We start from the raw sequence: 19,402 nt of genomic DNA, 5'->3' as shown, positions 1-19,402 counted from the left end.
AGCCCCGTGATGCCCCCGTCACCGGCGGGGACATCACGGGGCGAGTGTGCTCCGGTGGCGCTTGTGAGGTGTGCCTACGTTCGATGGCGACCTGACCCCGCGTCCGTTCGGCGGCAGTCCGTGGAAGGCGCCGGACAGGCGATCAGGAGCCCGTGCGGCTCAGGTACCGCAGTTGCCGGATGCGGGTTCGCCGGCGAAGCGTCGGCCGAGCCACTCAAGTGCCGGGCCGTTGCCCTGGATGGCCGTTCCCACGTGGGATTGCCCGGCGAAGGAGGTCCACTGCACGGCGTTGCCCTTCGCGCACCAGTCGGCCCGCAGCTTCTGGCCCACCGCGTAGGGAATCGTCTCGTCCGCATCCCCGTGGTACACGAACGTGGGCGCCGACGGGCGCTGGGAGCCGATGAACTGCTTGGCGATGACCCGCCGCCAGTCCGGCCGCTCCAGCGGGTTGGACGTCGTGACGTCCTCGATCGCCTTGCCGCGTCCGGCCTCCAGGACCGTACCGACGCATTCGCTCCGCACTACTTGGGCAAGCTTGCGGCCTTCGGCGTTGAGGTACTTGCCGAGGGCCAGGCGCGGGTGGGCGGCGTTCTGGCCGACGGCGGACATCAACAGGTATCCGGCACTGTCCCCGCCCTCCAGCGACTCGGCGACCTTGGTGAGATCGGCGGGAACGCCGCCGCTCGCCGTTCCCTTGACCTTCAACTCGGGAGCGTAGGTCGCCGCCATTTCCGCGGCCTTCGCGCTCGCGGCGCCGCCCTGCGAGTAGCCCATGATGCCGACGGGCGCCTTCGCGCCCACCCCGTACTTCGCCGCCCCGGAGTGCCGTTGGGCGGCACGTGCCGCGTCGAGCACGGCGCTGCCCTGCGCTTTCGCGACCATGTAGGTGTGATCGCCGGGGGTACCGAGGCCCTCGTAGTCGGTGACGACGACGGCGTAGCCTCGTACCAGCGCGGCGTTGACGAGCGGGGCCTCGGCTGTCGTGCCGCCCGGGAATCCGGCGGACGGCGCACACTTGTCGCCGAGACCGACCGTGCCGACGGCGTACGTGATCAGCGGGCGCGGGGTGGTCTTGCCGTCGTCGGGGACGATCACGGTGCCGGAGACCGTGTTGGGCCGTCCGTCTGCGGAGGTCGAGCGGTAGGTGATCTTCCAGGCCTTGGTGGGGGTCGGAACGCCTGGCGTGTACTGGAATGAGGACGGCTTCGAGCTGAGGAGCGCGCCGGGGGTCTTCTTCTTTCCCGGGTGCTTGCGGCGATGCTGGCCGTCTTGACCGTGGTGCTTGCCCTTGCCGTGCTGCGCGGCGACGAGGGATTTCCCGGCGGCCTGCACCGCGGAGGGGGTCGAGCGGGTGGCGTTCGGGGCGTTCTCGCCCTGCGCTGCGGCGGACCCGGGGAGCCCGAGCACCGTCACCGCGAGCACCGTACCCGCGGCCATTGATCGTCTGCGTGAGGCTGGCATCATGCAGCTCTCCCAACTCTCCTGTGGGCTAGGGGGGTTGGGAAGCACCGTACTGACCCGTCAGTAATACAGCCATAGGCGTGCAGCACGGCAAGGCCACCGCCGCGGGGGGGGCAGGGATCGAGCTTGTCCGTGGCGGGCCGTGCCAGCAGCGCATACTGGCGATCTTCAACGCCCGCCACTAGGCTTCGCATTGCTCATTCGAGAGCCACAAGCGCTGGCGACGTGTCCGATGGGGGACAGTGCTTCCGTCTCGAAAGGCAATGAGCACGATGAGTCTCTAATCGTCGCAGAGCCTCAGCAGGCCATCCGCAAGCGGTGGTCGAGCTGAGGCTGCCCGCCGACTGGTCGATCACCCTGGTGAAGGGATCGACTGGTGAGGCTGACTTTCCCCGTTCAGGTACTTCTCGCACTCTTGTCCTTCGTATCGTCGCTGCTGGTAGCGGTGGTGGCAGGGGTGCTTTCGCATGAGGCCGGGGCACCGGCGCCTGGTGCGGTGCTGTACGGCGGCGGCGCGTTCATCGGCTGGATGACGCTCTGTGTCACTGTGCTGATGGCACTTGGCCTGCTCGGACATCACGGCCGTCCCGACGAGTAAGGGGCGCCCGGCACGCAGGAGCGCAGCCAGCGGCGGATCGCGGCGAAAGTCAGGTAGCAGCGGCGGTTACGACAGGAGGAGTACACGCCGTATCGCCGCTGGCCTGGCCTGACCTGACCAGGCCGGGTGCGCTGGTGGCGGTCCGTCCTCCTAGGCGCCGGCGGGACGGGAACGCGGCCCCGTGTGTGGCGGTGGCTGCACGAGATGCTCCTCGCCGAGCCCAACGCGGCAGCGCGACAGCAACACGTGGCCCGCGGAGCTCTACAGGCCCAGGTCCCGGCCCACGATCTCCTTCATGATCTCGGTGGTGCCGCCGTAGATGGTGGTGATGCGCGAGTCCAGGTAGTCGTGGGCGATGCGGTATTCGAGCATGTAGCCGTAGGCGCCGTGCAGTTGAAGGCAGCGGCCGACGATGTCGACGTACCGTTCGGTGGCCCAGAACTTCGCCGATGCGGCATCCACCGCGCTCAGTTCGCCGCGCGAGTGGCGGGCGAGCAGGTCGTCCAGGTAGGCGCGCCCGACGCGGGCGGTGGTCACCATGTCGGCCAGTTCGAAGCGGGTGTTCTGGAAGGAGCCGATCGGGCGGCCGAACGCCTTGCGTTCCCTGACATATTCCAGGGTGCGTTCAAGTACGCCTTCGATGGACGCCACCGCGTTGGCGGCTATCGAGATCCGTTCCTGGGGCAGGTTGCGCATCAGGGCCTTGAAGCCCGTGCCCTCCTGGCCCAGCAGATTGGCCGCCGGTACCCGGACGTCCTGGAAGAACAGCTCGCTGGTGTCCTGGGCGTGCAGGCCGACCTTGTCCAGGTTGCGCCCGCGGGAGAAGCCGGGCCGGTCCGCCTCGATGACCAGCAGGCTGATCCCGCCGTGGCGGTCGGGTCCGGTGCGTACGGCGGTGACGACGAGGTCGGCGTTCTGGCCGTTGGAGATGAAGACCTTGCTGCCGTTGACCACGTAGTCCTGGCCGTCGCGGACGGCGGTGGTGGCGATGCCGGCCAGGTCGCTGCCGGTCGCGGGTTCTGTCATCGCGACGGCGACGACGAGCTCTCCGGCGGCGATGCCCGGCAGCCAGCGGTCCTTCTGGTCGTCGTCGGTCAGGTCGGTGAAGTAGGGGACGACGATGTCGTTGGACAGCGTCAGCGAGGCGAGCCCGTCCGATGCGGGGTGGCGGGAGAACTCTTCGCCGATCACCGCGTTGAAGCGGTAGTCGCGGGCCCCGGCGCCGCCGTATTCCCCGGGGATGTTGAAGCCGAGGATTCCCGCTCGGGCGGCTTCGCGGAAGAGTTCGCGGTCGACCTTGCCCTCGGCCCGCCATTGCTCGGCGTGCGGTTCGGCGTGCTTGTCGGCGAAGGCGCGGGCCGTCTTCCGCAGGAGCTCGTGCTCGTCCTCGTACAGCGACCGCTCGGCGGAGATCACATCGGCCATCAGGACTCCTGTTCAAGATCATGATCGGAGAAGGAGGAGGGTGGGCGCGGTCAGGTGCCGGGCAGGAGGACCGGCTTCAGCGTCCGACCGGCCTGCTGGTCGGCCACCGCCCGGTCGAAGTCGGCCAGGGCGTAGGTGGTCACCAGGCGGTCGAGGGGCAGGAGTCCGCGGCGGAAGCGCTGGATCAGTTCCGGGATGAGGGCCGAGGGTTTGGCATCGCCCTCGACGCAGCCTCGCACCTGCAGCCCGCGCAGCATCAAGGAGCGTACGTCCAGAGCGACTTCGGCAGGTCCGAGGCCGACCAGCGCCAGGACGCCGCCCGGCTGGAGCAGGGTGAGCGCGCGGGTGATCGACTCGGCGCGGCCTGTGGTGTCCAGTGCGTGGGTCACCGTCGGGATCGGTTCGTTCAGTGAGGTGACGGTCGTGGCGCCGTACTGGGCGGGCAGGGTGCGGCGTGCCGCGACGGGCTCCGCCACGACGACTTCGACGCCTTCGGAGAGGGCTGTCAGTGCGGCGACGGCGCCCACGCCACCCGCGCCGATGACCAGCAGGCGGTCGCCGGGCCGTGGGCGAAGGACGTTGAGCACCGCGCCCGCGCCCGTCAGGAACCCGCATCCCAGGGGTGCGGCGGCCTCCGGTGGTACGTCGCCGACGGGGATGCAGGAGCGGACGTCGGCCAGCGCGGCCGTGGCGAAGGACGACTGGCCGAAGAAGGCCCCGAAGACCGGCTCGTCACCCACGCGGAGGGTCGGCGATCCGTCGAGCCGCCGTCCTGAACCGTTGAGCGCGGCGGCCCAGGCGCAGTACCCGGGCAGGCCCGCCCGGCACTGGGCGCATCCTCCGCATGAGGCGAAGGAGATCACGACCCGGTCCCCGAGGGTGAGCCCGTCGGCGGCCGGGCCCAGGCGTTCGACGGTGCCGCAGCCTTCGTGGCCGAGGACAGCGGGCTGCTCGCCGAGCCTTCTGTGGGTGAGCAGGTCGGTGTGGCACACCCCGACGGCTTCGATCCGGACGATGACCTCGTCGGGGCGAGGGTCGTCCAGCTCGGCGTCGACGAGTTCGCCGGCCGCGGAGCCGCGCGAGAGCAGCGCGGTGATTCTCACTCGCGCTCCAACCCGAAGTAGAAGGGGTGCCCGCTGGTGGAGACGGCGCTGGCCTTGCCGTTCATCACGCCCAGGAGGGTGGTGTCGTCCACCCGCTTGAAGTGGTCGAACACCGCCATGCCGTCGTAGACCATCGTGGCGGTCACTTCGCCTCGGAATTCGATGTTCCAGAGGCTGGCCTCGCCTCGGCCCGCGGTGGTGTCGGAGTAGAGGCCGCCGTCCTGGGCCCGGCAGATCAGCGGTTTGGCGTCGTCCAGGGCGATGAACCGTTTGCCGTGCCAGCGGCTTCGGGTCAGCACCTGCTCGATGGGATGTCCGGTGGAGAACGCGAAGCCCTTCCAGGAGCCCAGAATTGAAGAGGCGTCGACGACTTCGAGGTCGGTCCACAGGGCGTCGAGTTCGTCCGGGTCGACCGGGCCTGCCGCTGTCCGCAGGGCCCGCCACCGCTCGCGTACAGAGATCATGTTGTTGGTCACCGGACACGCAGCCGACGCAGCAGGGCCAGTTGGCTGTTGGTGCGGCGGACGAAGCTTTCGACCGATTGTTTCGGTGTCGGGCCCAGTGGCATGAGGCGCTGCACGGCGACGGTCCGGCTCTCGGTGTACTTGCGGATGCCCTCGGCTCCGTGGCGGCGGCCAAGGCCGCTGTCGCCCGTGCCGCCCATGCCGGCTTCGATGCTGCCGGCTGCGGCGGCGGCACCGTCGTTGATGCTGACCGATCCGCAGCGGATGAGCGCGGCCATGAGGGCGGCCTCGCGGGTGTCTTTGGACCAGATGGAGGCCGACAGGCCGTAGGTTCCCTGGTTGGCCAGTCTCAGCGCCTCGTCGTCGGTGGCATAGGGATACAGCGCGAGGACCGGGCCGAAGGTTTCGCTCCGGCAGGCGTGCATCTCGGCGGTGACGCCTTCGAGGATGGTGGGTTCGTAGAACAGGGGGCCGATGTCGGGCCTGGCCCTGCCCCCGGCAAGCGCCTTGGCCCCCTTGGCCAGGGCGTCGTCGACGTGGGCGCGGACCGCGGCGAGCTGCGCCGGTGAGACGAGCGGCCCGAGGTCGGCCGCGTAGTCGTAGGACCGTCCCAGGCGCAGCGCCCGCGCGCCCCGGACGAGTTGTTCACGGAAGGCGTCGTAGACCTTCTCGTGCACGTAGACGCGTTCGATGTGGATGCACATCTGCCCGGTGTTGGCGAAGGCGGCCGTGACCGTGCCGGCCGCCGCGGCGGAGATGTCTGCGTCTTCGCGCACGATCAGCGGGTTCTTGCCGCCGAGTTCGAGCGAGGCTCCCACCAGCCGTCGCGCGGCGCGCTGGGCGACAGTGCGTCCGGTGGCGGTCGAGCCGGTGAAGGAGACGAAGTCGACGGCGTCGGTCACGGCGGCGCCCACGACGGGCCCGTCACCGACGACGATCTGCCACAGGTCGGCGGGCAGGCCCGCCTCGTGCAGCAGCGCCCGTGTCCACAGCAGGGTCAGTGCGGTCTGGGAATCGGCCTTGGAGACGACGGCGTTGCCGGCCAGGAGTGCCGGGAGGACGTCGCCGACCCCCAGGTACAGGGGGTAGTTCCACGGCGAGATGATGCCGACCAGGCCCTTGGGCACTCTCAGCTCGTTGACCTTGGTCAGGCCGGGGACCATGCCGCGTACGCGACGCGGAGCCAGATAGCGGGCGGCGCGGCGGGCGTAGTGCCTCGCGATGGCTGCCACCTGCGCCACCTCCTGCCAGGCGTGGTAGCGGGCCTTGCCCGTCTCCCACTGGATGAGGTCGAGCACCTGGTCCTGCCGCTCAAGGAGCAGGTCGTGAAAGGCGAGCACGGTCTTTGCCCGGTGTGCCGGCGGGGTGCGCGCCCACTCGCGCTGCGCGGCCCGGGCCGCGCAGGCCGCGGATTCGACGTCCTGAGGAGTGCAGACGGGGACGGGCGCGGTGGGCGTCAGGTCCCACGGCGCGAGCGCGGTCACCTGCCCGGGTGCGTGCGGCTCCTGGCGGGTCTGGTCGCGGTGTACCCACGCGCACCACTGCTCGAGCAGTTCGCCGGAGACCCAGGCGGGTCGTGAGTCGGCCGCGGACGGTGACGTCGGCGGCGCAGGAGGCGGGGGCGGCGGCGCTTCGGTCTGGTCCTGCTCCGTGTTCATGGGGCTCCTCGGGGTGCCGGACGGATGCGGGTCGGATGCGGCGGCGCTTGAGCCAGGTCACGCCGTTGCCGCGTGGTGCAGGGGCGACGGCAGCGGTTTCCGGACCGTGCAGAGGTCTTGCCGATGACCTGACGCATCATTATGTTAATCAAAAATCACAGCATGGAACAACCTCATGACCGATCCGGAGCCTGCATCTCAGGCCAGCAATCAGGACGCCTTAGCGCACACACGGAAGGCAGACAAGTAAATGGAAAATCTCACCAGAAGGCGCGCTCTGTCGATCGGCGCCGTGCTGGGACTCGCGAGCGTGACGAGTGCGCCCGGCGCATGGTCCTGGTCGTCCAAGGGCTCGATCGCCGGAACCGACTCGGTCACCGACCCGTTCTCGGTCTGGGACCCGGACGCGGACGACGTGGCGGCCCGGCTCCTCGCCGACGGCTCGATCCCGGCCGTCAACAAGGCCTGGGAAGCGTGGGTCGACAACAGCGACCCCCTGCCCTCCGGCATGCCGGGCTATCTGACCGACTACCTGCGACAGGTCAACCGGCTGCCCTCATGGGCCGACCCCGCGCTGCTGACCGCGTCCGAGAAGCTCTACAAGCGCCTCAACAGCTACCTGTTCGTGTCCGAGAGCCTCGGCAGCGGGATTCTGAGCACCGTGATCCCTCGGGAAGCAAGGGCGGTCTACTGGTCCGTCGGCGGCGCCGACATGAAGGACCGCGCGGCCAAGACCTTCACCTTCGGCTACGACCTGCACAGCCCGACCGCCTGGCAGCCGACGGGACATTTCCTGGTCTCGGCCAACAAGACGCGTCTGGTGCACTCGACGGTCCGCAGCCTGCTGCTGACCTCGAAGCGCTTCATGGAGAGCGCGGACCAGCCGAAGCCGATCAGCAACGGCGACATCCTGGTCACCTTCCATTCCGTGGCCACCGTCGCGCAGAACCACCTGAAGAAGTGGGGCATCAAACTGTCCGCCCGCGAGCAGGCAGCCGACCTGCACGCCTGGCAAGTCGCCCTTCATCTGCTCGGTGTGCAGCGCCAGTTCATCCCCGCCACCTGGGCGGACGCGCAGGCGCAGGCAGACCAGATACTGTGGCCCAAGGTCGCCCCCACACCTGAGGGCATCAGTCTGGCCAAGACGCTGCTCGGATACGTCGAGGACCCCACCCTGGGCCTGACCACCGGATTCGTCAGCGAGATGGTCCGCTATCTGATCAGCGACACGTACGCCGACTGGCTCGACCTGCCCCACGACTGGGTGTCGCGGGCCCTGATCAAGGCCGCCTGGCCGACGTACGTCAGGTTCCGTGAAGGGCTGTCCCCCATCGTGCCGGACGGCCTCTACCTGTTCGACCAGGTCGTGCGCGGGATCGCCATGCTGTTCCTCAACAACGGCACCTCACCGACGCAGACCCCGATCACCCTGCCCACCGCGAACCGGCCCGGCGCCTGAACCGACGGTCACCCACGCGTCACGCCCCGCGACCGCCCAGAACGGATCGCGGGGTCCTGCGCCACCCGTTCCGGCCCAGGGCGTTGCTCGCCCGCCCCGGAACCGGCCGCAGCATCCGCCCCCTCGGTTTCTGCGGTGATGCCGCGCAGAGCGCGGTCAGCCCACCCCCAGGGCGGCCACCACCAGAGCGGTGACGGCGCTGCGGTGTTCGGGGGTGTCCTGCCAGCGCAGTCGGCGGCCGGCCTCGACCACGACGCCGAACCCCGCATGCACCAGAACGCGCGCCTGTCGCGGGTCCAACTCGGGGCGCACCGCTCGCAGTTGCTGCTCCCATACGGCGATGTGGTCCCGCTGTGCGCGGATCAGGGGCTGCTGCAGATCGACCGGAAGACCAATGACTTCGGCCTCGGCGACGCATGTGAGCGCGGTGTGCTCGAAGCTGTAGGCCACATAGGTCGCCGCCAGTGCGACCACGGCGTCCTGCGAGTCGCTCACCCCCTCGAGGGTGCGGTCGACTGCCTGGGCCAGCAGTCCGGCCGCCTGCAGGCAGGCAGCCGCCAGGATGTCCACCTTGTTGGGGTAGTGGCGGTAGATGGCGGAGGGGACCAGGCCCACCGCCTCGGCGATCCGACCGTTGGTCACCTTGGCGAACCCGTCACGCGCGAACAGCGGGATGGCGGCGGCGAGGATCGCCGCACGCCGGGTGCGCGGCACCGCCTGGGCGGGCAGTTCGACCAGGCGCGCCCGGCCGCCCGCCGTCGCCAAATCAGTCGCGGCCGTGCGCTGGGCGGAGGCCAGCAGCACTTCCTCGGCCCGGCGCTGGGCGATGGAGACGTGATGGGTCGTGATGGACCCGATCGCACCCAGGGACGCCGCGGCGCGCAACTCCGCCCGGGGCGAGGGGCGGTCGCGCTGCACGCTCTCGGCGACCCGGGCGACGACGCGGGCGAACTTGCCCCGCAGGAGCCGGCGATCCTCGTGCTCGAGGTAGCGGGCCTCCCACCGGTAGAGGCCGCCCGAGGCGCGGTGGTTGACCGCGATCCGGGTCATGGCGCCCAGCACCTCCGCGGGGCCGGCGTCGGGCGCCACCTCGTCGAGCACGGCGACGAGCCGGTCGACCATGACGTTGGCGCACTCGGCGAACAAGGCGTATTTGTTGGGGAAATGCCGGTACAGGGCCGCCGCACTGATACTCACCGCGGCGGCGATCTCCTCCATGGACGCCGCGTGATAGCCGTGCTCGCTGAACGCCCGGCCGGCCGCCTCGACGATGAGCTGCCTGCGGTTGCGCGGTCGCACGGCCGCGATCGGATCCGCGCTCACCGGCGGGCACACAAACGGGAAGACAGGGCCATGAGCGTCAGTGAATCACAAGACGATCCGCGGCCAGAAGCCACTGCGCCGCCGGCCCCCGGCGTGGACGCTCCCGCACCACGATGTGATTCCTCATTAACAAAAAGCTTCTTGAGCAGTCGTATCGCGGGCATAATGGCCGCCGACCCCTCCCCCGCCCATCCGGAACCCGAGGAGTGGCATGTCCGTTGATTCGGCTCCTGCATGGACTTTTCGCCACCACTGGATGGCCCATGCGGCCACCCACGCTGCGATGCGACCCGACAAGCCCGCCCTGCGCCACCTCGGCAAGACCACGACCTGGGCCCAGCTGTCGCGCCGCTCGCTCCAACTGGCCGCCGCCCTCGCCGACCGCGGGGTCGGCGCCGGTGACCGCGTGGCCATACTCACGCTGAACCACCCCTGGTTCGTGGAAAGCCTGTTCGCGGCGAACACCCTGGGGGCCATGGCCGTGCCCCTAAGCTTCCGGCTGGCGCCCCTTGAACTCGACTACATCCTGACCGACTGCACGCCCGCGGCGATCGTCGTCGACGCACGGCTCCTGCCGCTGCTGCGCGCCGTGCCGACCGCCGCGTCGACCGCCGCGTCGACCGCCACAGTCATCGTGATCGGCGAACAGGACGACGTCGCAGCAAGCGCGGCCGGAGCCCAAGAGCCCGTCGCCTACGAGGAGTTCCTCTCGGCGCACGAACCGATGGAACTGCCCGACATCAGCGAGGAGTCGACCGCGCTGATCATGTACACCTCGGGGACCACCGGCCGCCCCAAGGGCGTGATGCTCTCCCACCGCAACCTGCAGATACAGGCGATCACCTGCGTCCGGGCGATGGACATCTTCGACGACTCCGACGTCGGCTTCCTCACCGCTCCGTTCTTCCACATCGCAGGCCTGGGTTCGATCGTCGCGAACTTCCTGGTCGGCAGCACCGTGGTGATCCACCCCCTGGGGGCCTTCGACCCTGCCGCCGTACTGGATGCCTACGAACGCGAGGGCGCCACGATCGTCTTCAACGTGCCGCAGCAGTGGGAGCTTATCTGCGCCCAGCCGGACATCCGCCAGCGCGATCTCAAGCTGCGCGTCATCAGCTGGGGAGCCGCCCCCGCCAGCGACGCGACCCTGCGCGCCATGGGCGAGAGCTTTCCCCGGGCTCTCAACGTGGCGGTCTTCGGCCAGACCGAGACCTCACCGATCACCTGTGTCCTGCGCGGCGCCGACGCCCTGCGCAAGCTCGGATCGGTCGGCCGGCCGATCCCGACCCTCCAGTACCGCATCGTCGACGCCGCCATGAACGACGTCCCGTCCGGCGAAGTCGGCGAGATCGTCTATCGCGGCCCGACCGTGACGCAGGGCTATTGGAACAAGCCTCGGGAGACCGCGGCTGCCTTCCACGGCGGGTGGTTCCACTCCGGAGATCTGGTCAAGCAGGACTCGGAGGGGTTCGTCTGGGTCGTCGACCGCGCGAAAGACATGATCATCAGCGGTGGCGAGAACATCTACTGCGCCGAACTGGAGAACGTCATCGCCGAACACCCCGCGGTCCGTGACGTCGCGGTGATCGGCAGGCCGGACGAGCGCTGGGGCCAAGTGCCGGTCGCCTTCGTCACCCTGGCGCCGCAGGGAAAGCTGTCACTGACCCGGCTGACCGATTTCCTCGACGGGAAACTCGCCTCCTTCAAGATGCCCAAGGATCTGAGGCTGGTTCCCGAACTTCCCCGCAATGCCGGGGGAAAAGTCATCAAGGGCCGGTTGCGCGAAGACGACACGGGCACACCGGCACGCCCCTGAGCCGACCCGGGGCGCGCGCCGTGAACAAGCGGCCGGACCTGTGCAAAGCAACCGCCTCAAGTCCGGCTGCTCCGGCGGCTTGCACGGCCGTCTCCGGTCAGTCCGTAATCGTTGCAGTGACCGGTTCGCGGCGTGCCACGTCCACCAGTGAGCGGTCGGTGATTTTGAGGGCGGGTGAGACGGCGAGGGTCAGGGTCGACACGCTCATGAACGGGTTGAGGTGGTTCCAGCCCCAGGTTTCCAGAGCCGTGCGCACCGCGGCGGCCTGGTCGGCGACGTCGTGGGCCGGGCGGGCGGACAGTACGCCGCCCACGGGCAGCGGCATGCGCGCCGCCACGGTTGCGCCCTCGGCGCCCCGGACGACGGCCACCCCTCCCCCGTCCGCGACGACGGTCGCGGCGGCCGCGGCCATCGCCGCACGTGAGGTGCCGATCGTCAGGAGGTTGTGGCTGTCGTGGGCGTATGTCGACGCCACGGCACCGTCACTCAGATCCCGGCCCACCAGCGGGGCGAAGACCATGCCGGGGCGTCCATAGCGGTTGCGTACGCGGACCAGTGTGGTCCGTCCCTCCCAGTGCACCTCGCCGCCCGAGACCGGGAGTTCGACCTCGGTCGCTTCGGTGTAGGTGTCGCGCGGGTTGACGCTCATCGCCCGGAAGCGGTGCGTGCCGTCCGGCAGGTCCACGCGCCAGCGGAAGCCGTCCTCGTCCTGGGGTTCTACGTCCACGCGACTGTCCAGGGGGGGTACGGCGAGGGTCTCCGAGGCGGGTGTCTCCTGTACCGGTGCGCCGTCGCGGCCCACGATGTGGCCACCCGCCAGCACCAGTGCGGGCTCGAACGCGGCGAGTTCGCCCCGCAGCAGGACGAGGTCGGCCCGCTTGCCCGGTGAGACGACGCCGCGGTCGTGGAGCCGCAGACGCTGGGCCGGCGTCCAGGTCAGGGCCTTGAGCACGACATGGGGCGGGAACCCGGCGGCCACCGCGACCCGCGCGATGTGGTCCAGGTGGCCTCGCTCGACGATGTGGTCGGCTGCCAGGTCGTCCGTGACCAGGCACAGCGGCGGGAGTTGGGGCAAGGACAGCAGGGCTGTGGCCACGTCCGGGGTGAGGCACTTCTCCTGGAGCATCATCGTCATGCCCAGGCGTGCCTTCTCCAGGACCACCTCGGTGCGGTTCTTGGTGTGGTCGGAGTCCACACCGGTGGCCAGGTACGCGCTCAGCTCCGCGCCGGTCAGGTTCGGGCAGTGGCCGTCGAGGATCGCGTCGTGCGCGCGGGCCACGGCGGTGATCTCGTGCATGCGGCGGTCGCCGGCGACGACGGCGCGGTAGTCCATGACCTCGCCCAGCGCGACGACACCCGGCCAGGCCAGCATGTCCGCGATGTCGTCGGCGGAGAGCGCTGCTCCGGCGTGCTCCAGACCCTCCAGCGCGGGTACGCACGAGGGAACGCCCCACAGCTGGGTCTGGGCGGTCTGGCGGCCCGCGTCGATCATCCAGCGCATGGCGTCCCGGCCTGCGACGTTGACGATCTCGTGCGGGTCGGCGAGGACGGTCGTCGTGCCGCGGGCCAGCGTCACGGCGGCGAACTCCTGAGGCGTCAGGAACGCGCTCTCGATGTGCATGTGGGCGTCCACGAAGCCGGGGACGATCAGCATGCCGGTCGCGTCGATCTCCTCGTCGGCCGTGGCCGGGGTGCCGGGCGGGAGCACCGCGATGATCCGATCGCCCCGCACCAGTACGTCCGCGGCGAACTCCTCACCGGTGAAGGTGGACATCACGCGCCCGCCGCTGATCCGGAGGTCGTGCTGCTCACTCATGTGGTCGTGCTCCTTGGAAGGGTGTCGTCACGCGCGGGCGGGTGCGGCCCCGCCCCGGAGGGTGGTTGTCGTCTCGGGCCGTGGGGCGGTCAGGGGACGAGTGTGTAGAAGTAGTAGCCCAACGGGATCATGACGATCCACAGCGGCCAGGGCACTTCCCGGATCCGGCCGCTGACGGTCTTCACCAGGACGTGGGCCGCGAGGCCGGTCGCGATGCCGGTGCCGAAGTTGCCGAAGAACAGCGTGGTCGCGACGGTCAGGGCGGCCGGGATGGCGTTCGTGGGGTCCTTGAAGTCGACGTTCTTGAGCGCGCCGAGCATGTTCAGGCCGATGAACATCAGCACGGGTGCGGTGGCGGCGGAGGGGATCAGGGTGGCGAACGGGGTGACGAGCAGCAGCAGCGCGAAGCCGCACGCGGCCCATACCGATGCCAGGCCGGTCTTGCCGCCCGCGTCGGCGGCGGCCGACGACTCCAGGTAGGCGGTCATCGAGGGCGCGCCCACGGCCGAACCGCCCATCACGGAGACCGAGTCGACGAGGAAGGGACGGCGGGAGCCGGGGATGTTGCCGTCCTTGTCCAGGAGACCGGCGCGTCCGGAGACGGCAAGGAGCGTTCCGGTCATGGAGAAGAACTCGGACACGAAGAACGCGAAGATGTAGGGGAAGTATTCGGGCTTGAGGGCGCCGAGGATGTCGATGTGGAAGAGGAGCGGGCCGGGTGAGTCGGGGGCCGCGAAGAGACTGTCGGGGATGTCGGTCACGCCCAGCGGCACGCCGACGAGGGTGACCGCTGCGATGGTGATCAGGAAGGCGCCCGGTACCTTGCGTGCGGCGAGGGCCGTGAGCAGCAGCAGGCCTGCCAGGGCGAGCAGCGCGGTGGGCTTGGACAGGTCACCGATGGCGAGCGCGGCCTTGTCGGCGTTGCCCACGACGAGGTCGGCGTCGCGGAATCCGATGAGGGCGATGTAGAGGCCCAGGCCGCCACTGATGGCGTACTTGAGGTTCATCGGCATGAGCCGCGTGACGAGGTCGCGGATGCCGAAGAGGGTAAGGAGCAGGAAGGCGACGCCGGACCAGAACACCATGCCGAGCGCCGTGTCCCAGGGGACGTGGTCCTGTCCGACGATGGTGAACGCGATCAGGGCAACGCCGCCGAGTCCCGGGGCGACGACGAACGGCAGGTTGGCGATGAGGCCCATGGCCAGCGTCGCGAGGGCGATGGCGATGATGACGGCGGTCGTCGCGGCGCCGTGCGGCACACCGGCGGAGGCCAGCTGACCGGGGACCACGACGACGGCGTAGGCGGCGGCCATGAACATCGAGGCGCCTGCCACGAGTTCCGTGCGGTGGCTGCTGCCGCGACCGCGGACGCCGAAGTGCCGCTCGACGAGCGAGGCGGGCGGCGCGGTGGTGGCGTCGGTCTGCTCGCCGGGCGGCGGAGCGGTGGTGGGCATGGAGACCTCGACGGGGTGAGGGGCGGGCACGCGGTTGTCGGCGCGGTCAGAGTGCGGGCGTGCGGAGAACCCGGCTTGGCCCGGTCTCTGCAACCGGTCTCTGAAACCGGTTGCAGAGACCGGTTGCGGGTATCATGGCACGGCGGCAGGCGAAAGTGAACACGGGCCTCGGACGGATCTTCGATCCTTGCCGGGCACATGAGGCAGGGGACGGCATTGGCGACGCTCTTGGACGTGGCGCGCGCGGCGGGGGTGTCCAAGGCCACCGCCTCGCGGGCACTGCAGCGCCCCGAACTGGTCGCCGAGAGCACACGGCTTCGTGTCCGGGAGGCGGCCGACCGGCTCGGTTTCCATCCCAACGCCGCCGCTCGCGCGCTGACCACAGGCCGTACGGGCCTGATCGGCCTGATCGTGCCGACGCTCTCGAACCCGTTCTTCGCGCCGCTGGTGATGGGCGCACAGCAGGCGGCGGAGGAGACCGAGAGCCATCTGCTGATCGCCGTCTCGGAGTATCACGCGCAGCGTGAGGCCGCCCTCGCCGACCGGCTCTCCGAGCAGGCCGACGGCCTGATCATGGTGACGCCGGTCGGCACGGACGCCGCACTGCGGGAGCGGTTCCGACGGCGCCCGCTGGTACTCGTCGACCGCCAGGTGGGCCGATTGCCCGCCGTGGTGGCCGACACCGCCACAGGCCTGACCGAACTCCTCGACCACCTGCTGGCACAGGGCCACCGCGACATCGCCTACGTCTCCGGCCCCGCGGACTCCTGGGCAGACCAACAGCGACGTACCGCACTCACCGCACAGGCGTCGGCGGCAGGCGCCCGCGTCCACGTCCTGGGGCCCCTGCCGCCCACGTTCGACGCCGGGATCGAGGCCTCACGCACGCTGCCCGGCGACGCCACAGCCGTCCTCGCCTACAACAGCTATCTGGCACTCGGGCTGCTGCACGGCCTCGGCGTGGCCGGACGACGCGTACCCGAGGACGTGAGCCTGGCCGCAGCCGACGACCTCAGTACGCTCAGCGCCACCACGCCCCCGGTGACCGCGCTCGACGTGCCGCTCCGAGAAGCCGGGGCACTTGCCGTCACCCGCCTCCACGAGCTGCTCGACGGCAACCGACGCACGGTCACCTCGCGCCTGCCGGCTGCTCCCGTACTGCGCGCGTCGACGGCTCCGCCGCGCGGCCTGTAGCCGCCCTCCCAGGACCGCCGGGCCACCGGACCACCGTGAATGCAACCGATTGACGCTGCACGACCCCGTACACGGCACCATCGGGTTCCATATCGCAAATGGATACTGCTGCGCAAGAGCACGGAATGCGCCGATTCTGCGACGGAAAATTCCCCTGATTCCTGTTCGGGCACTGGACCGGCACTCTCATTTCATTCTGGGTGGATGGAACACAGCTATCGGCGACTGCCTGACCCATCGTGGTGCTGCCGCTTTTCGCGTCGTCGCGGATTGCCGCCCGGAGTATCCCGCGCGGCAGTTCTTCCCGGGCCGACGGCGGGCGCCCTTCGGCGCCGCACGCCGTCACGCGGTCACGAGCTCTCGTGGTCGTGCTCCAGGAGGTGGCCGGATTTGTCGGGCGCAGGGGCCCGGTTGGACTCCTGCCGGCGGGAGTGCGCGGTGCCGGAAGTGATGGCCCAGCGGGCGACCAGGAAAGAGAGGGGCGTGGCGAGGATCCCTGCGCCCAGGGCTGTGACGTTCTTGCCCATCCCGAAGGAGTACACGCCGAAGAAGAGGAGGACGCCGCTGAACACCATGTTGACGAGGCTCGAGAGCGGGAAGCGGAAGAAGGCCTGCCAGGTCGGCTTTGCGCGACAGGTGATGTAGGTGTTCAGGAGGAATGAACCGACCGTACTGACCGCGAAGCCGATGACGTGAGCGATCAGGTACGAGATCCATCGGTTGAGCGAGGCGTAGACCACCATATATACGGCGGTATTGACGATTCCGATCGACGCGAAGATCAAGAATTGCCGTAGGGTGCGAAGTTTGTCGGGTCCGGGAATCGAGACCTCCGGCTGCACGCTCACCCTCGCCGCAAGAGTATGGCTGATTCCGGCGGACGCGGGGACGGCATCGGCCTGGTGCAGTTCCCTTTCAGTTTCGCGCACCACGTAGGGCGGGCGGCGTTTCGTCTCGCCGAAGATCCGCCCGACGTATTCGCCGATGACGCCGAGTGTGGCGAGCTGTATTCCCCCCAGGGCCACAACGGCGATCAACAGGGTAGCGAATCCGGGCACTTCCACCCCGTGCAGGACGACATTCGCGCCTATCCACAGCGCGTACGCGAAAGCTGCACACGAGAGGGCTATTCCGGCGTAGATGACCAGGCGCAGCGGGCGGCTGTTGAAAGAGATGAGGCCGTCGATGCCGTAATTGAAAAGGTGCTGGCCGCTCCATTTGGAGCGTCCTGCTGCACGGGTGACATTGTGGTAGGTGAAACCGGTGGTGTCGAAGCCGATCCAGGAGAAGATTCCCTTGGAGAACCGGTTGGCTTCCGGCAGCGCGAGGATCGCGTCCACGGCCCGGCGCGACAGCAGCCTGAAGTCCCCCTCCCCGTCGACGACATCGACGTCCATGCATCGATCCACCGCCTGGTAGTACGCGGCGCTGAGGGTCCTCCGCAGCAGTCCCTCGCCGGAGCGGTCCCGGCGGGCAACTACCTGGTCGTATCCGTGTTGCCGCAGTTCCAGCATGCGGTGCAGCAGACCCGGCGGGTGCTGAAGGTCGGCGTCCATGAGGGCCACGGCATCGCCGCGCGACATGCGCAGCCCCGCGAGCATGGCCGCTTCTTTTCCGAAGTTCCGGCTGAAAGACGTGTAGCGAACACGCGGGTCCGCGGCGGCGAAAGCCCGCAGTTGGGCACGGGTCGTGTCGCGACTGCCGTCATCAACGTAACAGACCTCGAAAATCTGTTGCGTATCGCCAAGGACCGACATCAGCGCGCAGTGAAAAGTATTGATCACCTCCTCCTCGTTGAAACACGGCACAACAACGGAGATCTGACACTCTTCCATTCGTCACCTCAGCCGATGCGAGTGCAGCCTTTCCTGCTGCGTCCGTCATCATGGCGCATCTCTTCAAGACGACGGTAAGAAAACAGCCCGGACAGGTGGGATCTCTGTACGCTCGCTGGAAGAACGGTCCGGTGTGATGGAACGTGATGGAACCAGATAGACGGAGCAGCGTCGCGTTCTTTTCAGGTCACCCTGAGGGGGCGGGTGCCGATCGACAGCAAATTGCAAACTGTATCTTCATGTCGAGAAATCTTGCCTCGTGGCTCCAATGGGGAAGGGAGCAGCGTGTGACGCAGGCGCCGAAAAAGGCTGTTCAGGGTCAGCACACCGGGAGCGACCCGAATCCATGGAAGACAGTGCGTGGAACATCCGCATGGGTGAGGCTTCTTTCACTCCTGCCACTCACCGTTTTTGTCTTTGCGGTAGGGAACGCTCGCTGGGTGCGCCCCGGTGGCGACGACTGGTGTTTCCTGCCGGTGGTCCGCGACGGCGGGTTGTCCGCGATGGTGGAGAAGTTCTACCTCCACGACAACGGGCGTCTCGTCAACGCCGTGCTGGTCTGGGCCTACGCGCGGTTCGGTGACGCGGGCCAGCAATGGTTCACCCCGGTCAGCGGCGCGCTCGTACTCGTCCTTGTGTGGGCCTTCACCGCCGCCGTCGTGCACGCCGCCCGGCTCACGGTCCCGCGAGGCGTCCCGCTCCTGGTGGCGTCCATGGTGACGGCCTTGTTCCTCTTCGGCTCGCCCAACACCTACAAGACGTTCTACTGGCCAGCCGCCTCCGTCTCCCACACCCTGCCCCCGGTGTTCGCCTGCGCCGCAGCCATCCCCGTACTACGGGCGACATCGCGGCGGGCAAAGGTCCTCGCGCTGCTCACCGTCGTCCTCACGGGGGCGTCCCTGGGCCTCCTCTCGGAGGAGACCAGCGTTGTCGCGGCGACCGTCCTGGCGTGTGCCCTGCTGACGAGCGGCCGCCTCTTCCCCGAAGCCCGCCGCAGGTTCCTCCGGGTCTGCTGCGCCGCCGGGATCGTGAGCATCGTGATCGGCGTCCTGATTCTCTACACGTCACCGGGCTCACGGCGCCGGCGGGAGCGGAAGAACTCCTCGACGATGCTCGATCCCGAATCGCTCCTTGCGTCCTTGCGCGGATTCGGCGAGATCGTCCGCACGCTGGTCACGACCTGGCCGTACCTGGGGGCGGTCGCGGCGGGCATCATCATTGGCCTGCTGGCGCGCGGCCCCATGGGACGGCCCACCGCACCCGGTATGAAGGATGGCCTTGTGGCCGTGGCGGGCGTGTGCGCCCTGCTCGCCTCCGGCTACGTGTGCACGGTCATCACCTACCCCGTCTTCGGTGAGGCCGTAGTGTCCTCGACGCGCCTGTGGAACGACTATCTGTTGCTCTACGTCCTGCTCCTCGTCCACGTCGGCACTCTCGCCGGTCGCGCTGTGGGAAGCCGTGTCCGGCAGGCCGGTCTGGTCCTGACCGCCGGGGCCGCCGTGGCGTACGCCGTCACCTGCGTGGCACTCGCGGCGTCGCTCATGGGGCTCGAATCCCACATGATCACTCGCGCGCAGGACTGGGACCGCCAGAATCGCCGGATGCACAGCCAGGCCGCCACCGGCCTGCATGTACTGCCGTACAAACGGCTGCCCCTCAGCCACATGACCGAGCCGTTCCGCCACGGCGGGCGCGCGAAGTGGCCCGCCTCCTGCATAGCCGACTACTACCAGGTGCAACACATCACTCAGACCTTCAAGCTGCCCTGACCGACTGCGAGTTGCTCCCGAGTCCCC

Annotated in this window: 14 protein-coding genes; 5 read left to right on the top strand and 9 right to left on the bottom strand. The window is 69.0% G+C overall.

All coding sequences use genetic code 11. From position 1 onward, the window contains the following. Window positions 1-159: 159 nt before the first annotated feature. Complete coding sequence (locus ACZ5CR_RS26460; RefSeq protein ID WP_468861659.1) at window positions 160-1,437, bottom strand: lipase family protein; 1,278 nt, start codon at window positions 1,435-1,437, stop codon at window positions 160-162. A 400-nt stretch (window positions 1,438-1,837) separates the two neighbouring features. Here ACZ5CR_RS26460 and ACZ5CR_RS26455 point away from each other — a divergent pair, with 400 nt between their 5' ends. After that, window positions 1,838-2,059 (top strand): hypothetical protein, encoded by a 222-nt coding sequence (locus tag ACZ5CR_RS26455; RefSeq protein WP_468861657.1) that lies wholly within the window; start codon window positions 1,838-1,840, stop codon window positions 2,057-2,059. A 261-nt stretch (window positions 2,060-2,320) separates the two neighbouring features. Here the strand turns inward: ACZ5CR_RS26455 and ACZ5CR_RS26450 are convergent, their stop codons facing one another. Genes ACZ5CR_RS26450 through ACZ5CR_RS26435 form a run of 4 tightly spaced genes read right to left on the bottom strand, consistent with a single transcriptional unit; the run spans window position 2,321 to window position 6,709 of the window. Further along, complete coding sequence (locus ACZ5CR_RS26450) at window positions 2,321-3,484, bottom strand: acyl-CoA dehydrogenase family protein (RefSeq protein ID WP_468861654.1); 1,164 nt, start codon at window positions 3,482-3,484, stop codon at window positions 2,321-2,323. Between the two features lie 50 nt (window positions 3,485-3,534). Beyond that, window positions 3,535-4,587 (bottom strand): alcohol dehydrogenase catalytic domain-containing protein, encoded by a 1,053-nt coding sequence (locus ACZ5CR_RS26445; protein WP_468861651.1) that lies wholly within the window; start codon window positions 4,585-4,587, stop codon window positions 3,535-3,537. After that, on the bottom strand, window positions 4,584-5,051 hold the full coding sequence (locus ACZ5CR_RS26440; protein WP_468861649.1) for a DUF4334 domain-containing protein: 468 nt from the start codon (window positions 5,049-5,051) through the stop codon (window positions 4,584-4,586). Before ACZ5CR_RS26440 ends, ACZ5CR_RS26445 begins: the two co-directional genes overlap by 4 nt. Before the next feature lie 8 nt (window positions 5,052-5,059). Then, window positions 5,060-6,709: a succinic semialdehyde dehydrogenase gene (locus ACZ5CR_RS26435; protein WP_468861646.1), complete on the bottom strand. Its 1,650-nt coding sequence runs from the start codon at window positions 6,707-6,709 to the stop codon at window positions 5,060-5,062. A gap of 250 nt (window positions 6,710-6,959) precedes the next feature. On the opposite strand from ACZ5CR_RS26435, the gene ACZ5CR_RS26430 reads away from it, so the two are divergent. Then, a complete protein-coding gene (locus tag ACZ5CR_RS26430) occupies window positions 6,960-8,168 on the top strand; it encodes an oxygenase MpaB family protein (protein ID WP_468861644.1) in 1,209 nt (402 codons plus the stop codon). A 156-nt stretch (window positions 8,169-8,324) separates the two neighbouring features. On the opposite strand, the gene ACZ5CR_RS26425 is transcribed toward ACZ5CR_RS26430, so the two are convergent. Continuing rightward, complete coding sequence (locus ACZ5CR_RS26425) at window positions 8,325-9,491, bottom strand: TetR/AcrR family transcriptional regulator (protein ID WP_468861642.1); 1,167 nt, start codon at window positions 9,489-9,491, stop codon at window positions 8,325-8,327. A gap of 211 nt (window positions 9,492-9,702) precedes the next feature. Here ACZ5CR_RS26425 and ACZ5CR_RS26420 point away from each other — a divergent pair, with 211 nt between their 5' ends. Then, window positions 9,703-11,307 carry a long-chain-fatty-acid--CoA ligase gene (locus ACZ5CR_RS26420; protein WP_468861640.1) on the top strand — a complete coding sequence of 535 codons (1,605 nt, stop codon included), beginning with the start codon at window positions 9,703-9,705 and terminating at the stop codon, window positions 11,305-11,307. A gap of 97 nt (window positions 11,308-11,404) precedes the next feature. Here the strand turns inward: ACZ5CR_RS26420 and ACZ5CR_RS26415 are convergent, their stop codons facing one another. Continuing rightward, entirely contained in the window at window positions 11,405-13,123 is a 1,719-nt protein-coding gene (locus ACZ5CR_RS26415; RefSeq protein WP_468861637.1) for an adenine deaminase C-terminal domain-containing protein, read from the bottom strand. Between the two features lie 89 nt (window positions 13,124-13,212). After that, the gene (locus ACZ5CR_RS26410; protein WP_468861635.1) at window positions 13,213-14,577 is read right to left on the bottom strand and encodes an NCS2 family permease; all 1,365 of its coding nucleotides are present in this window, start codon (window positions 14,575-14,577) and stop codon (window positions 13,213-13,215) included. A gap of 216 nt (window positions 14,578-14,793) precedes the next feature. Here ACZ5CR_RS26410 and ACZ5CR_RS26405 point away from each other — a divergent pair, with 216 nt between their 5' ends. Continuing rightward, window positions 14,794-15,771: a LacI family DNA-binding transcriptional regulator gene (locus tag ACZ5CR_RS26405; RefSeq protein WP_468861633.1), complete on the top strand. Its 978-nt coding sequence runs from the start codon at window positions 14,794-14,796 to the stop codon at window positions 15,769-15,771. 350 nt (window positions 15,772-16,121) lie between these two features. Here ACZ5CR_RS26405 and ACZ5CR_RS26400 read toward each other — a convergent pair whose 3' ends face one another. Then, entirely contained in the window at window positions 16,122-17,606 is a 1,485-nt protein-coding gene (locus ACZ5CR_RS26400; protein ID WP_468861630.1) for a glycosyltransferase, read from the bottom strand. Window positions 17,607-18,046: 440 nt separating this feature from the next. Here ACZ5CR_RS26400 and ACZ5CR_RS26395 point away from each other — a divergent pair, with 440 nt between their 5' ends. Then, window positions 18,047-19,375: a DUF6056 family protein gene (locus ACZ5CR_RS26395; protein ID WP_468861629.1), complete on the top strand. Its 1,329-nt coding sequence runs from the start codon at window positions 18,047-18,049 to the stop codon at window positions 19,373-19,375. The last annotated feature ends 27 nt before the right edge of the window (window positions 19,376-19,402 follow it).

The organism is Streptomyces sp. NPDC031274 (assembly GCF_055570235.1).
This window is presented reverse-complemented; position numbering and strand designations above follow the sequence as displayed.